Raw genomic sequence first — 13,310 nt, forward strand, 5'->3', positions numbered from 1 at the left:
TGCCGTGAGGTTCGGGGGCGGGTCAGTCCGGGGCGGCCAGCCGGTCGATGGCCGCCATCGGGACCGGCAGCCAGTCGGGGCGGTGCCGGGCCTCGTACACCACCTCGTAGACGGCCTTGTCGGTCTCGTAGGCGCGCAGCAGCGCGGGTTCGGCGCGGGGGTCGTGCCCCGACACCGCCGCATACCCCTCGCAGTAGGCGGCCCGGCAGTCCTCGGCCCACGAGGGGTTCCAGGGGCGGTGGGTACGGGCCGCGTAGTCGAAGGAGCGGAGCATTCCGGCGATATCGCGTACCGGGGGCTGCGGGGTGCGGCGTTCGGCGAGCGGCCGGGCGGGCTCGCCCTCGAAGTCGATCAGCGACCAGTAGTCGCCGGAGCACAGCGCCTGGCCGAGGTGGAGGTCGCCGTGGACGCGCTGGACGCGGTGCCCGGGGGCGGCGGCCCGGCCCGCCCGGCCGAGGGCGGCGAGCGCGTCGAAGGCGGTGCGCAGCCCGGGGACGTACGGCAGCAGGGCGGGGACCGCCAGCGCGGCCTCGTCGAGCCGGCGGCTCATTCCGGCGGCGAGCCGTCCGGTGAGTGCGGGTCCGAGCGCGGCGGTGGGGAGTTCGGCGGCGAGTGCCGCGTGCACCTCGGCGGTCATCCGGCCCAGCGCCCTGGCCTCGCCGGTGAACGGGCGGCCCGCCGCCAGCGCGTCCAGCGCCAGCCGCCAGCCGTCCAGCGAGCCGCTGAGATACGGCTGGAGCACACCGAGGGTGTACGGGCGGGGGTCCGCCGACTCGTACCAGGCCACCGGCAGCGGCACCCGGTCGCAGCCGGCCCGGGCGATCGCGAGCGGCAGCTCCAGATCGGGGTGCGGGCCGGGTTCGACCCGGCGCAGCACCTTGAGGATGTACGCGTTGCCGTAGACCAGGGAGGTGTTGGACTGTTCGGCGTCAAGGGGGCGGGGGGCGAGCCCGCCGGGCAGCGCGGGCGCCCCGCCGGAGCGGGCGAACCGGAGGGGACCGTGCGGGCCGGGGGTCCGGAGCCGTTCGAGGAGGAGCCCGGCGAGCCGGGGGTCGCGCAGGCCCTCGTAGACCGTCAGGCCCGCAAGCGGACCGGCCGCGGGGCGGCCGATCAGGGCCGGGGCCAGCCGCGGCGGCAGGGTCCGGCATACGCCCAGCAGCAGTTGGTAGCAGTCCGCGGCCCGGCCGGGCGGTACGGCGGCCCCGGGCTCCTCCTGGTCGACCGCGACCAGGAGATGCAGCAGTCCCGGCCCGTCGCCCCCCGGTCCCGTCCCCGGAGTCGGCAGCAGTTCGGCCGCCGACACCAGGGAGAAACCGGTGACCGGACGGCCCTTTCCGGCGAACCAGCGCCGGTCCGGCAGCCAGGAGCGCAGCAGCGGCGCGAGGGAGGAGAGCAGGGGTGGCGTACGGCCGACGGGGGTCCGGGTGGCAGCAGCCTCCGACATGGCAATGCGCCCCTTCCCTCGATGAAACCCATGGTGCTTATGTCGCATATGGTGCGTATGTCGCGAATATACGAATGCCCAGAGTGTTCCGGATCTTTGGGGCGACAGTCCGGCGGCGCGCGGAGCCGCTCCCGCTTTGGGGTGCCGGGCGCCTCCCGCTCCGGGCTGCCGGGCCGCGGGGCCGCTCCTGCTTCGGGCCGCGGGGCCGCTCCTGCTTCGGGGCGCGGGGCCGCTCCGGCTCCGGGGTGCCGGGCCGAGGGGCGCGTGCTGCCGTCCGGGGCCGGGGCCGCGGCCCGCGGACGGCGGTGCGGTGGCGGTGGCGGGGACGGCCGAGCCCCCCGCGCCGGGGCGCCGGGGGCTCGGACGGATCCACGGACCGGTCCGCCGACCGGTCTTCGGTAAGGCTCTTCGTACGGACCCGTGGACGATCCGCAGACGATTCCCCGGAAGGCTCCGGAAGGCTCTTCGGGGAACGGATCTTCGGGGAACGGGTCTTCGGAAGGATCGCGGGCAGGGGGCTCCCCGGCGCGCTACAGCACCGCGGCTTCCGCGCCGGCGCCGGCGCCGACGAGGACGGTCTCCTCCGCCGCCTGGTCCCGGCGCAGCCGGAACCAGTAGAAGCCGTGGCCCGCCAGGGTGAGCAGATACGGCCACTGGCCGATCGCCGGGAAGCGGACCTGGCCGATCAGCTCCACCGGCCGGCGGCCGGCGAACTCCCGCAGGTCCAGCTCGGTCGGCTGGGCGAACCGGGAGAAGTTGTGGACGCAGAGCACCAGATCGTCCCCGTGCTCCCGGGTGAAGGCGAGCACCGCCGGATTGGACGAGGCGAGTTCCGTGTACGAGCCCAGGCCGAACGCCGGGTTCTGCTTGCGGATCTCGATCATCCGCCGGGTCCAGTGCAGCAGGGACGAGGGGCTGCTCATCGCCGCCTCGACATTGGTCACCTGGTAGCCGTAGACCGGGTCCATGATGGTCGGCAGATACAGCCGCCCCGGATCGCTGGAGGAGAATCCGGCGTTCCGGTCGGGGGTCCACTGCATGGGTGTACGGACCGCGTCCCGGTCGCCGAGCCAGATGTTGTCGCCCATGCCGATCTCGTCGCCGTAGTAGAGGATCGGCGATCCGGGCAGGGACAGCAGCAGGGCCGTGAAGAGTTCGATCTGGTTGCGGTCGTTGTCCAGCAGCGGGGCGAGCCGGCGCCGGATGCCGATATTGGCCCGCATCCGCGGGTCCTTGGCGTACTCCGCGTACATGTAGTCGCGCTCTTCGTCCGTCACCATTTCGAGGGTCAGCTCGTCGTGGTTCCGCAGGAAGATGCCCCACTGGCAGCCGGCCGGGATCGCCGGGGTCTTGGCGAGGATTTCCGAGACCGGGTAGCGGGACTCGCGGCGCACCGCCATGAAGATCCGCGGCATCACCGGGAAGTGGAACGCCATATGGCATTCGTCGCCGCCAGCCGCGTAGTCGCCGAAGTAGTCGACGACGTCCTCGGGCCACTGGTTGGCCTCGGCCAGCAGCACGGTGTCCGGGTAGTGCGCGTCGATCTCCGCCCGGACCCGCCTCAGGAACTCGTGGGTGCGCGGCAGGTTCTCGCAGTTGGTGCCGTCCTCCTGGTAGAGGTACGGCACCGCGTCCAGCCGGAAGCCGTCGATGCCCAGGTCCAGCCAGAACCGGAGGGCGGACAGGATCTCCTCCTGGACCTTCGGGTTCTCGTAGTTGAGATCGGGCTGGTGGGAGAAGAACCGGTGCCAGTAGTACTGCCGGCGCACCGGGTCGAAGGTCCAGTTCGACGACTCCGTGTCGACGAAGATGATCCGGGCCTCCGGATACCGCTCGTCGTCGTCGGCCCAGACGTAGTAGTCGCCGTACGGCCCGTCCGGGTCGGACCGGGACTGCTGGAACCACTCGTGCTGGTCGCTGGTGTGGTTCACCACGAAGTCGATGACGACACGCATCCCGCGCTGGTGCGCGGCGTCCACGAACTCGACGAAGTCGGCCAGGTCGCCGAACTCGGGCAGTACGGAGGTGTAGTCGGCGACGTCGTACCCGCCGTCCCGCAGCGGCGACTTGAAGAACGGCGGCAGCCAGAGGCAGTCCACGCCGAGCCACTGGAGGTAGTCGAGGCGTTCCGTGAGGCCCTTGAGGTCGCCGACGCCGTCCCCGTTGCTGTCCTGGAAGGAACGCACGAGGACTTCGTAGAAGACGGCCCGCTTGAACCAGTCGGGATCGCGGTCCTTCTCGGGGGTGTCCTCGAACAGGTCGTGGACGGGTTCGTTGACGGTCATGGTGTGGGTGACCCTCCGATCGGCGGGGACGGTCGCAGAGCCACGACGTGCGCGGGCGTGACGCCCGGCTCCAGGCGCACGAAGGCGGCTCTGCCCCAGTGATAGGTCTCACCGGTGAGCAGATCGCGCACCGGGGCGGTCTCGTGCCATGCGAAGCCGAGTCGCGGCATGTCCAACGAGACCGTCCCCTCCTGGGTGTGGTGGGGGTCGAGGTTCGCGACGACGAGCACGGTGTCCTGGCCCGATCGTTTCGAGTAGGCGATCACCGCGTCGTTGTCGGTGTCGTGGAAGTGGAGGTCCCGCAGCTGCTGGAGCGCCGGGTGACGGCGCCTGATCCGGTTCAGCGCGGTGATCAGCGGGGCGATGGTCCGCCCCTCGCGGGCCGCGGACTCCCAGTCCCGGGGCCGCAGTTCGTACTTCTCCGAGCGGAGGTACTCCTCGCTGCCCTCCCGCAGCGCGGTGTTCTCGCACAGCTCGTACCCCGCGTACATCCCCCAGGACGGCGCCAGCGTCGCGGCCAGCACGGCCCGCACCTCGAAGGCCGGTCGGCCGCCGCGCTGCAGGGTCTCGGGAAGGATGTCCGGGGTGTTCACGAAGAAGTTGGGGCGGAGCACCGCGGCCGTCCCGCGGGACAGCTCGGTCAGATACTCCGTCAGCTCTTGCTTGGTGTTCCGCCAGGTGAAGTAGGTGTACGACTGCTGGAAGCCGGCCGCGGCCAGGGTCCGCATCATCGCCGGGCGGGTGAACGCCTCCGCCAGGAAGATCACGTCCGGGTCGGTGCCGTTGACCTCCGCGATGACCTGCTCCCAGAAGACCACCGGCTTGGTGTGCGGATTGTCCACCCGGAAGATGCGTACGCCCCGGTCCGCCCAGAACCGCAGGATCCGGACGGTTTCCCGGACCAGCCCCCGCATATCGGCGTCGAAGGCGACCGGATAGATGTCCTGGTACTTCTTCGGCGGGTTCTCGGCGTAGGCGATGGTGCCGTTGGCCCGGTGCCGGAACCACTCGGGGTGCTCGGTGACCCAGGGGTGGTCCGGCGAGCACTGGAGCGCGAAGTCGAGGGCGACCTCCATGCGCAGCGCCTTCGCGGTGCTCACGAAGTGGTCGAAGTCGGCGAAGGTGCCGAGGTCCGGATGGAGCGCGTCGTGCCCGCCGTCGGCCGAGCCGATCGCCCACGGCACCCCGACGTCGTGCGGACCGGCGGTCAGACTGTTGTCCGGGCCCTTGCGGTGGGCCGTCCCGATCGGGTGCACCGGCGGCAGGTACACCACGTCGAAGCCCATCGCGGCGATCGCGGGCAGCCGTTCGGCGGCGGTCCGGAAGGTCCCGGAGACCGGGGGAGCGCCGGGGGCCACCACGGCGCCCTCGGACCGCGGGAACATCTCGTACCAGGAGCCGAAGAGCGCCCGGCGGCGCTCCACCAGCAGCGGCAGCGGGCGGGAGAGTGTCACCAGCTCCCGCAGCGGATGCCGGGCGAGGACGGCGGCTGCCCCGGCGGCGGCCGCGGCGGCCAGCCGGGCCAGGGGTTCCCGGACGGTGTCCCGCAGCGCGTCCGCCACCGCGAGCACCGCTTCCCGGCCGTCGCTCTTGGGTACGTCCTCCGCGGCCCGCTCGTACAGCCGCGCGCCCTCCTCCAGCACCAGCTCGGTGTCGATCCCGGCCGGCACCTTGATACCGGCCTCCCGGCGCCAGGTCGCCAGCGGATCGCCCCAGCCCTCCACCGCGTAGCTCCACAGCCCCTCGGAGTCCGGTACGACCACCGCACTCCACCGGTCGCTGCCCGGTGCCACCTCCCGCATCGGCGTCCACGGGCCGGGCTGTCCGCTCGGATCGCGCAGCACCACGTTCGCGGCGACGGCCTCGTGCCCCTCGCGGAAGACCGTGGCCCGGACCTCGAAGGCCTCACCGACCACCGCCTTGGCGGGCCTGCGCCCGCAGTCGACGAGAGGACTGACGTCCAGAACGGGGATGCGACCGATCATGGGCTCACCTGTGGGGGCGGTACGGGCAGTACGGGCGGTACGGCAGTACGGGTGCGGCGCAGCCCGGCGCCCGGGCGGACCCGTGGCGCCACAAGGCTGCTGCCGGGAGTTGCCCGCTATTTGTAACCGCTGGATTACCGGGACCACGGACGGGACGCGAACGGCCCGTACCAATGCGGGAGCGCGTTCACCCGGGGGGCGCAACGCGCGGGGCGCGCGCCCGGCACGTCGCGCCCCTGTGGTTTCCGGTGCTTCCGGCATCCTCGGCTGCCCCGGGCATGCCTCGGTGTTTCCGGCTTCTTCGGGTGTCCCGGGCATGCCCGGCTTCTTCGGGTGTCCCCGGCGTTCCCGCCCCCGGCGGACGGCCGCGAGCCCCGTACGGCGTGGTGCCGTACGGGGCTCGGGCAGGACGGGGGCGGCGGAACCGGGTCAGGACGGGAGGAGTTCCCAGCTCGGTTCCTTCGCCCCCGGGGCTCGGTAGGACAGCGGGCTTCCCAGGGGGACGCGGGGGTGCTCGTCACGCTTCATAGGAGTGCTCCGCTTCCGTCCACATCCGCCACGGCTGGCGGGCCACCCACTCGCCGGCCGGGGCGGGTTTCACCGACAGGGCCGCCGAGGACAGCCCGTCGTCACCGGTCAGCAGCGAAGGCTCCGCCCCCGCCGCCATGTAGTGGTAGATACCGGAGATGCCCGCCGCGGCCTCCGCGCCCAGCAGATGGGAGAGCCCCTGCTCGAAGACGGCCGGCTCCAGCGGGACGTACCGCACCTCCCGGCCCAGACCGCGGCCGAACTCCCCGGCCAGCTCCCCGCCGGTCAGCACGGACGGTCCGCCGATGTCGAAGGCGCGGCCCGCGATGCCGTCGACGGTCAGCGCCGCGAACACCGCCTCCGCGAGATCCCGGTGGGAGAGCCAGGCGACCTCCGCGTCCTCCGGCAGCGGATACGCCAGCACGCCCTCCGTCATCAGCGCCGGACCGTTCCACGGGCTGAAGAGGTTGTCGAGATAGACCGGCGGCCGCACCACGACCAGCTCCACGCCGCTGCCCGAGAGCCCCTCCCGGAACACCGTCTCCGCCAGTCGCCGGGTCTCGAAGCCGACCACGTTCGTCGTCCGGCCGGGGATCCGGACATTGGTGTTGAACACCAGCCGCCGCACCCCGGACTCCCGGGCCGCCCGCGCGATGTTCTGCGCGTAGCGCAGCACCTTCTCCGCCTGGTACACCAGCGGCAGCACCACCGCCGCGTGCGTCGCCCCCTCGAACAGCTGCCGCACGTCCTCGAAGCGCCCCAGGTCGCCGCTGCCGCAGGAGACCCCCGGCAGATGCGGCCGCTCACCTTCCGGCCGGCGGCTGAGGGTACGGACCTGGTGGCCGCGCTCGACCAGCAGCCGCGCCGTCGCACCTCCCTGGAAGCCGGTCGCCCCCACGACCGCCACGCGCATCGGAATGTGATCGGACATGTGTCTGAAGAGCCCTTCGATAAGGTTGAGGCCGCTGCCGGGTATCGCTCTCCTCCAGGCTCGCGGCGGCGGCTTCGGCCGATCAATTAACAAACCGGGTCGGAGGTTGAAGGATCGTCCAATGGACTCTGTTGACACTGCCCAGACCGGGGGCGACGACCTCCTGAGCGAGCTGATGAGGCCACTGCGCCTCACCGGCGTGTTCGACAGCCGGTGGAACCTCCGGGGCCCCTGGGCCATCGAGGGCGACGCCGAGGAGAGCTGTGCCGTCCTGCACTTCATCACCGAGGGCGCGTGCTGGATCACCGGGGAAGGACGGACCTCCTTCCGGCTCCACGAGGGCGATCTCGCGGTCTTCCCCACCGGTACGGCGCACCGGCTCTCCGACCACCCCGACCGGCGCGGCGGGGTGGCGCTCGGCAGTGTGCTGCCGGAGCGCGAGCCGGGCACCTCGGGCGAGATCCGGATCGAGGGGCAGGGGCCGGTGACCCGGCTGCTCTGCGCCGGTCTCCACTACGACGCCTCCGCCGCCAGCGGGCTCTACCAGGCCCTGCCCTGGGCCCTGGTGCTGGACCGCTCCCAGGTCGACCAGGAGCCGCTGCTCCGGGACACCCTGCGGCTGCTCGCCACCACCGACCGGCCGGTGGGCCCCGGCGACCGGCTGGTCACCCTGCGCACCTTCGAGATGGCGCTGGTGCTGGCGCTCCGGCCGCTGCTGCGCGAGCTGGCCGACAACCCGGCCACGCTGCCGCTGCTGCGGCACCCCGGGATCAGCAAGGCGATGGTGATCATCTCGACCCGGTTCGCGGAGCCCTGGACCATCGAATCGCTGGCCCGGGAGGTCGGGATGTCCCGGTCCGCCTTCACCGCCGCCTTCCGGGAACTGGTCGGGGAGGCCCCGGCCCGGCATCTCACCGGGCGGCGGATGCAGGAGGCCGCCCGGCTGCTGGGGGAGACATCACTGCCCCAGTCCGCGGTGCCGCAGCGGGTCGGCTACCAGAGCGCCGTCGGATTCCATCTCGCCTTCCGTAAATGGTTCGGCGTCACCCCCGGCGAATACCGTGCCGGAAACCGTCCGGCCGCCGCGCGGCTGGCTGGTTCTTAATCACCACTGGACGCTCTCTCATTGCTCGGCCGTCCCGGACGGGGTGAGGCTCGGTACGGGCGGGGGATGTGTTCCGTTTGAGGAGAAACGTTGATCAGGTCTGGCTCGCACTATCTGGATGCGCTGGACGACGGGCGGGAGATCTGGCTGGACGGCGAGCGCGTCAAGGGCGTGTCCTCCCACCCCGCCTTCCGCGGCACCGCCGCGTCCATCGCGGGTCTGTACGACCTGGCGCACTCGTCGGCGCACAGCCCCGTACTCTCCGCCGACGGGGTGCACCGGGCCTACACCGTCCCCCGCACCCACGCCGACCTGGTGGCCCGCCGGCAGGCGTACAAGGTGTGGGCCGAGGCGAGCTACGGCTTCCTGGGCCGTACGCCGGACTACATGGCGAGCGGCGCGGCCGGGTTCGCGGCCCTGCCGCAGGTCTTCGCCGGCGACGCCTTCGACGGCTCGGACAACGTTCTCGCATACCATCGCAGACTGGCTGAAAACGATCTGTACTGCGCGTTCACCATCAGCAATCCCCGCTCCCGGCCCGGCGGCCCCGACCCGCTGGTGCGGGCCGTCGCCGAACGCGACGGGGGCATCGTGGTCCGCGGCGCCAAGACCATCGGATCCGGGGCGGTCTTCGCCGACGAGGTCCTCGTCGGCACGATCGAACCCCTCGCCCCGGACGACACCGAGCACGCGCTCTGCTTCTCGGTCCCCGTCGACACCCCCGGACTCAAGCTGATCTCCCGGACCTCCTACGAGGGCCGGGCCCGCGGCGTCTTCGACAATCCGCTCTCCTCCCGCTTCGACGAGAACGACGCGATGCTCGTCTGCGACGACGTGTTCGTGCCGTGGGAGCGGGTGCTGACCTACCGGGACCCGGCCGCGACCGCCGCGATGTGGTGGCGCACCCCGGCGTATCTGAACTTCGTCCACCAGGCCGCCACCCGGTTCTGGACCAAGCTCGAATTCCTCACCGGCCTGGCGATCCTGATCACCCGGGACAACGGCACCCATGAACTGCCCGGTGTCGTCCAGTCCGTGGGGCGGCTGCTCGGCATGGTCGCCCAGGCCAAGGCGTTCGTCCTGGCCGCGGAGGCGTCGTACGAGGAGGTGGACGGCGGCGCGGGCGGTGTCGCGCCCGGCACCGAGATCTCCTTCGCCCAGCGCATCATGGCCGGGGAGCTGTACCCGCGGGCCGTCCAGGAGATCAAAGCCCTGGCGGGCGGGGCAATCATCCAGCTCCCGGCGTCCGGCGAGGATCTGCTCCACCCCGAGCTGGGCCCGGTGCTGGCGCCCTATCTGGCGGCGCCGGACAGCCCGGCCGAGGAGCGGGTGAAGCTGCTGAAGCTGGCCTGGGACGCGCTCGGCTCCGAGTTCGCCTCCCGGCACGAACAGTACGAGCGCTTCTACCACGGTGCTCCGCACGTCTATCTGATGATGCAGCACGGGGCCGGCGGCGCCGAGGAGTGCGAACGGCTCGCCCGGGACTGCCTCGGCGGATACGGCCTGACGGGCCCGGCCGCCCCGGCGAGTACGGCGGGAGGCCCCGGCGACGGGGTGAGCCGGTGACCCGTGCGCCCGCGCCGGGCCGGCTCCCCGAGGAGCCGCCCGGGACCGCAGGCACCGGTGCTCCGCGCCGGGAGGCCGCCCGGCTCCCGGCCCACGGCCCCCGGCGCGTTCCGGGCCGGGCCGCCTCCGGCTACGGGACCGCCCCGGCGGCCCCGGGCCCGGTGGCCTCGGGCCCGGGGTCGCCCGTGGCTCCGGCCGCCCCGAAGTCGTTCACTCCGGCGGGCCGTGCGCCCGGATCGCCCGCGTCCCCGGCCGCCCGCAGCATCCCGTGCCGAATCGCCTCCGGCGCCTCCGGCGCCTCCGGCGCCTCCGGCGGCTCCGGCGTGCCCGGGCGGCTCCGCGGCGCGCCCGCCGCGGGCGCGGGGAGCGTGCCGGCCGCCGCGCTCCCGGCCGTACGACTGCGCACGACCGCCGCGGGTACCCAAGATCCTGGTGTCGGCGAGCCGCCCCACGCTGCGCCGCGCGCCGCCACCGGCGCCGTATCCCGTCCCTCCTCCCGTCCTCTCTCCGGCCCCGTCCACCGGCCGGAGACCACCACCCGGGGCCTGACCAGCCCCGGGCACGGGCCCTTACCGGGATCCGTCACCGGCCCGACGGCCGGACAGGAGCGCCGCGGCACCCCGGAGTGAGGGGCGCGCGGCAGGCGTGCGGGCGCGGACCGCGCCGGGGCGGCGGGGGGCCGCTCCAGGTACGACCGTCCATCCAACCCGCTCTTTCTCTCTTCTTCTCATCGATGTGTCCGAGGGGGGCCTCCGATGACCTTGCACGACCTCGTCGTACCCGGTGTCGCAGCACGCACCGAGCCGCACTTCCGCATCCCGGAAATCCGGGCCGCCGATCCGCTCGGCGCCGACGCGCCACTGGCCCGGCTCCCCGCGATGAACGCCGCGGCCGACGTCCCCGCGCTCACGGCGGCCCTGCGCGCCCTGCTGCCCGAACCCGAGGACGTCGCCCGTTACGACGTGCCCCGGGCGCTCGCCGCCATGCGCGACCTCGGACTGCTCCTCGGCTCCCTGAAACGCCACGGGACCGAGCCGGTCGCCGCCGTCCCGCAGGCCCTTCCGGTCCTCGAACACCTCGGCCGGATCACGGACATGGTGCCGCGCGACACCGTGCACCACTACACGACCTGGAACCCGCCCGGGGACCGGCTGCGCACCTACACCGGGCTGACCGCCGAAGCCAGGCTCCAGGACGCGGTCCGGATGGTGATACCCGGACTGGTCGCCGCTCTCGGCCACTGCGCCGAACTGGCCCGGCTCGAACCGTACGACCCCGGTTTCGCCGACATCCTCGACCTGATAGCCGGGGACCTCGGCCCGATGGTCGATTCCATCGACTTCACCATCGCCCATGTCCCCCCGGTGGTCTTCGCCACCGATATCCGCCCCTACTTCGAGGAGATCGGCGTCGACGGCGTCGAATACCTCGGCCCGGCCGCCGCGCAGGTCCCCCTCTGGCTGGTGGACCTGACGCTCTGGCAGTGCGACCGCAGCGACCGCTCCTACGAACGCTTCCTCGCCGAATCCGTCCGCTACACCCTCCCGGGGTGGCGCGCCCACTACGCGGCCCACCGCGGCGGCACCTCCGCCGTCTCCAAGTTTTCCGCCGCCGTGAGCTGGGAGACCGCGGGCGGCCGTCCCCCCGCCCATCTGGTGCGATCCGGTTACTCACTCGTACGGGTGCTGCGTATCCTCAAGGCGTTCCGGGCCCGTCACATCACCGTGGCGCGCAAGGCGTACGCGGAGGAAGTACGGCTCTACGAGCAGGGCAGCGGGGGCGCGCCCATCGAACTGCTGCGCGCCGTCCTCGACCTGACGCGCGACAACGAGACCTTCGTACGCCGGGCCGTTGAACCGGCGCGCGCCGGGGGCCGTGCGCATCACGAGGCGGGCGGGTCCGGTGACACCCGCGGCGACCGCGGCGGGAGCGAAGGGACCGGGGAACCCGCCGGGCGAGGCGGCCGCGGCCGCCGGGGCCGGGACAACGGGCGGGCAGGCACCGGAGAGGCCGGGGAGACGGAACAATGACCCATTTCATGATCGCGGGCGGGGGCATCGCCGGGCTGACGGCCGCCCTCGCGCTCCACCGGGCCGGCTTCACCGAGGTCACGGTCGTCGAGGCGGCCCGGGAACTGCGCCCGGTCGGCGCCGGACTGAACATCATGCCGAACGCGGTGCGCGAGCTGGCGGAGCTGGGCCTGCTCGACGCGCTGTCGGCGCGTGGTCTGGCCACCCGCGAACTGCGCTACTACCACCGCGGCGGCGGACTGATATCGCGGGAGCCGCGCGGTATCGCCGCGGGCTACCGCTGGCCGCAGCTCTCCATCGGCCGGTGCGCGCTGCAGAGCGTCCTCGCCGACGCCGTACGGGAACGACTGGGCCCCGAGGCCCTGCTGCCCGGGGTCCGGGTGACCGGGGTGGAGCAGCAGCCGCACGGCCGCCCCCGGGTGCGGATCGAGCACCGGGACGGGGTCCACCGGGGGAGCGGCTCCCTGGAGCCGGACGTCCTCGTCGGCGCCGACGGCATCCGCTCGGCGGTGCGGGCCGGGCTCAACCCCGGGGAGGGCGAGCCGCCGTGGAACGGATTCCTGATCTGGCGGGGAGTGTCCCGGATCCCGGCCGGGCGCGCCCCGGCGTTCATGTTCATCGCGGGGGACGACCGGCAGAAGGCCGTGGTCTACCCGATGGCCGGCCCCGCCCCCGAGGACGGCACGGAGAGTACGGTTGGCACGGTCCCCGTGAACTGGGCCCTGGCGATCCCCGCCGAGACGGCCGCCGGGTCCGCGCCCCGGGACGGCTCCGGTCCGGCCGCCGGTCCGCCGGGCGCGTTCCGCGGCGACTGGGACCGCCGGATCGCCGTCGAACGCGTCGCGGGGCACTACCGGGGCTGGGAGTTCGACGGGGTCGACGTGGCGGAGGTGATCTCCGCCGCGGACCGGGCCTACGAGTACCCGATGGTCGACCGGGAGCCCCTGGAGCGCTGGTCCCACGGCCGGACCACCCTGATCGGCGACGCCGCGCACGCGATGTACCCGGCGGGTTCCAACGGCGCCACCCAGTCCGTGATCGACGCCCGGGCGCTGGCCCAGGCGCTCTCGGTGCACCGCGACCCGACGGACGCGCTCGCCGCCTACGAGGCCCACCGCCGCCCCGCGATGACGGAAATCCAGCGGGCGAACCGCAGCCACGGCCCGGAGGTCGTGATAGCGCTCGCCCATGAGCGTGCGCCCGGCGGCTTCACCGATATCGACGCGGTCATCCCGCCCGCCGAGCGGGCGGAGATAGCGGAGCGGTACGCGGCGAAGGGCGCGTTCGACCCGGTGACGGTCAACCTCGGCTCCCCGTACGAACCGGGCCGCCCCCCACCCCTGGTCTGAACCCCGGGCCCGGGCTGCCAGGGCCGCACCGGCGGCTGGGGGCGAGCGGCCCGGGCCCGCCGGCCAACCCCGGGCCTCGGCCCGGGC

At 73.2% G+C, this 13,310-nt stretch carries 9 protein-coding genes; 4 read left to right on the top strand and 5 right to left on the bottom strand.

Features of this window, described 5'->3' with window-relative positions; all coding sequences use genetic code 11:
* Positions 1-22: 22 nt before the first annotated feature.
* The 4 genes from ACWDR0_RS07610 to ACWDR0_RS07625 all read right to left on the bottom strand — a co-directional run bounded on the left by ACWDR0_RS07610 (position 23) and on the right by ACWDR0_RS07625 (position 7,173).
* Positions 23-1,444 carry a maltokinase N-terminal cap-like domain-containing protein gene (locus tag ACWDR0_RS07610; protein WP_456350725.1) on the bottom strand — a complete coding sequence of 474 codons (1,422 nt, stop codon included), beginning with the start codon at positions 1,442-1,444 and terminating at the stop codon, positions 23-25.
* Between the two features lie 530 nt (positions 1,445-1,974).
* Entirely contained in the window at positions 1,975-3,729 is a 1,755-nt protein-coding gene (treS, locus tag ACWDR0_RS07615) for a maltose alpha-D-glucosyltransferase (RefSeq protein WP_456350726.1), read from the bottom strand.
* A complete protein-coding gene (locus tag ACWDR0_RS07620; protein ID WP_456350727.1) occupies positions 3,726-5,714 on the bottom strand; it encodes an alpha-1,4-glucan--maltose-1-phosphate maltosyltransferase in 1,989 nt (662 codons plus the stop codon). The genes treS and ACWDR0_RS07620 overlap by 4 nt, the downstream gene beginning before the upstream one ends.
* 517 nt (positions 5,715-6,231) lie before the next feature.
* A complete protein-coding gene (locus ACWDR0_RS07625) occupies positions 6,232-7,173 on the bottom strand; it encodes an SDR family oxidoreductase (RefSeq protein WP_456350728.1) in 942 nt (313 codons plus the stop codon).
* A 121-nt stretch (positions 7,174-7,294) separates the two neighbouring features.
* Between ACWDR0_RS07625 and ACWDR0_RS07630 the strand changes: the two genes are divergently transcribed.
* Complete coding sequence (locus tag ACWDR0_RS07630; RefSeq protein ID WP_456350729.1) at positions 7,295-8,278, top strand: AraC family transcriptional regulator; 984 nt, start codon at positions 7,295-7,297, stop codon at positions 8,276-8,278.
* Positions 8,279-8,368: 90 nt separating this feature from the next.
* On the top strand, positions 8,369-9,844 hold the full coding sequence (locus ACWDR0_RS07635) for a 4-hydroxyphenylacetate 3-hydroxylase family protein (RefSeq protein ID WP_456350730.1): 1,476 nt from the start codon (positions 8,369-8,371) through the stop codon (positions 9,842-9,844).
* Positions 9,845-9,974: 130 nt separating this feature from the next.
* Here the strand turns inward: ACWDR0_RS07635 and ACWDR0_RS07640 are convergent, their stop codons facing one another.
* Positions 9,975-10,250 carry a hypothetical protein gene (locus ACWDR0_RS07640; protein ID WP_456350731.1) on the bottom strand — a complete coding sequence of 92 codons (276 nt, stop codon included), beginning with the start codon at positions 10,248-10,250 and terminating at the stop codon, positions 9,975-9,977.
* A gap of 349 nt (positions 10,251-10,599) precedes the next feature.
* On the opposite strand from ACWDR0_RS07640, the gene ACWDR0_RS07645 reads away from it, so the two are divergent.
* Positions 10,600-11,874, top strand: coding sequence for a monodechloroaminopyrrolnitrin synthase PrnB family protein (locus tag ACWDR0_RS07645; RefSeq protein ID WP_456350732.1), 1,275 nt, complete (start codon positions 10,600-10,602; stop codon positions 11,872-11,874).
* Positions 11,871-13,223 (top strand): FAD-dependent monooxygenase, encoded by a 1,353-nt coding sequence (locus ACWDR0_RS07650; protein ID WP_456350733.1) that lies wholly within the window; start codon positions 11,871-11,873, stop codon positions 13,221-13,223. Before ACWDR0_RS07645 ends, ACWDR0_RS07650 begins: the two co-directional genes overlap by 4 nt.
* Positions 13,224-13,310: the final 87 nt, after the last annotated feature.

This window comes from Streptomyces sp. NPDC003691 (assembly GCF_053981115.1).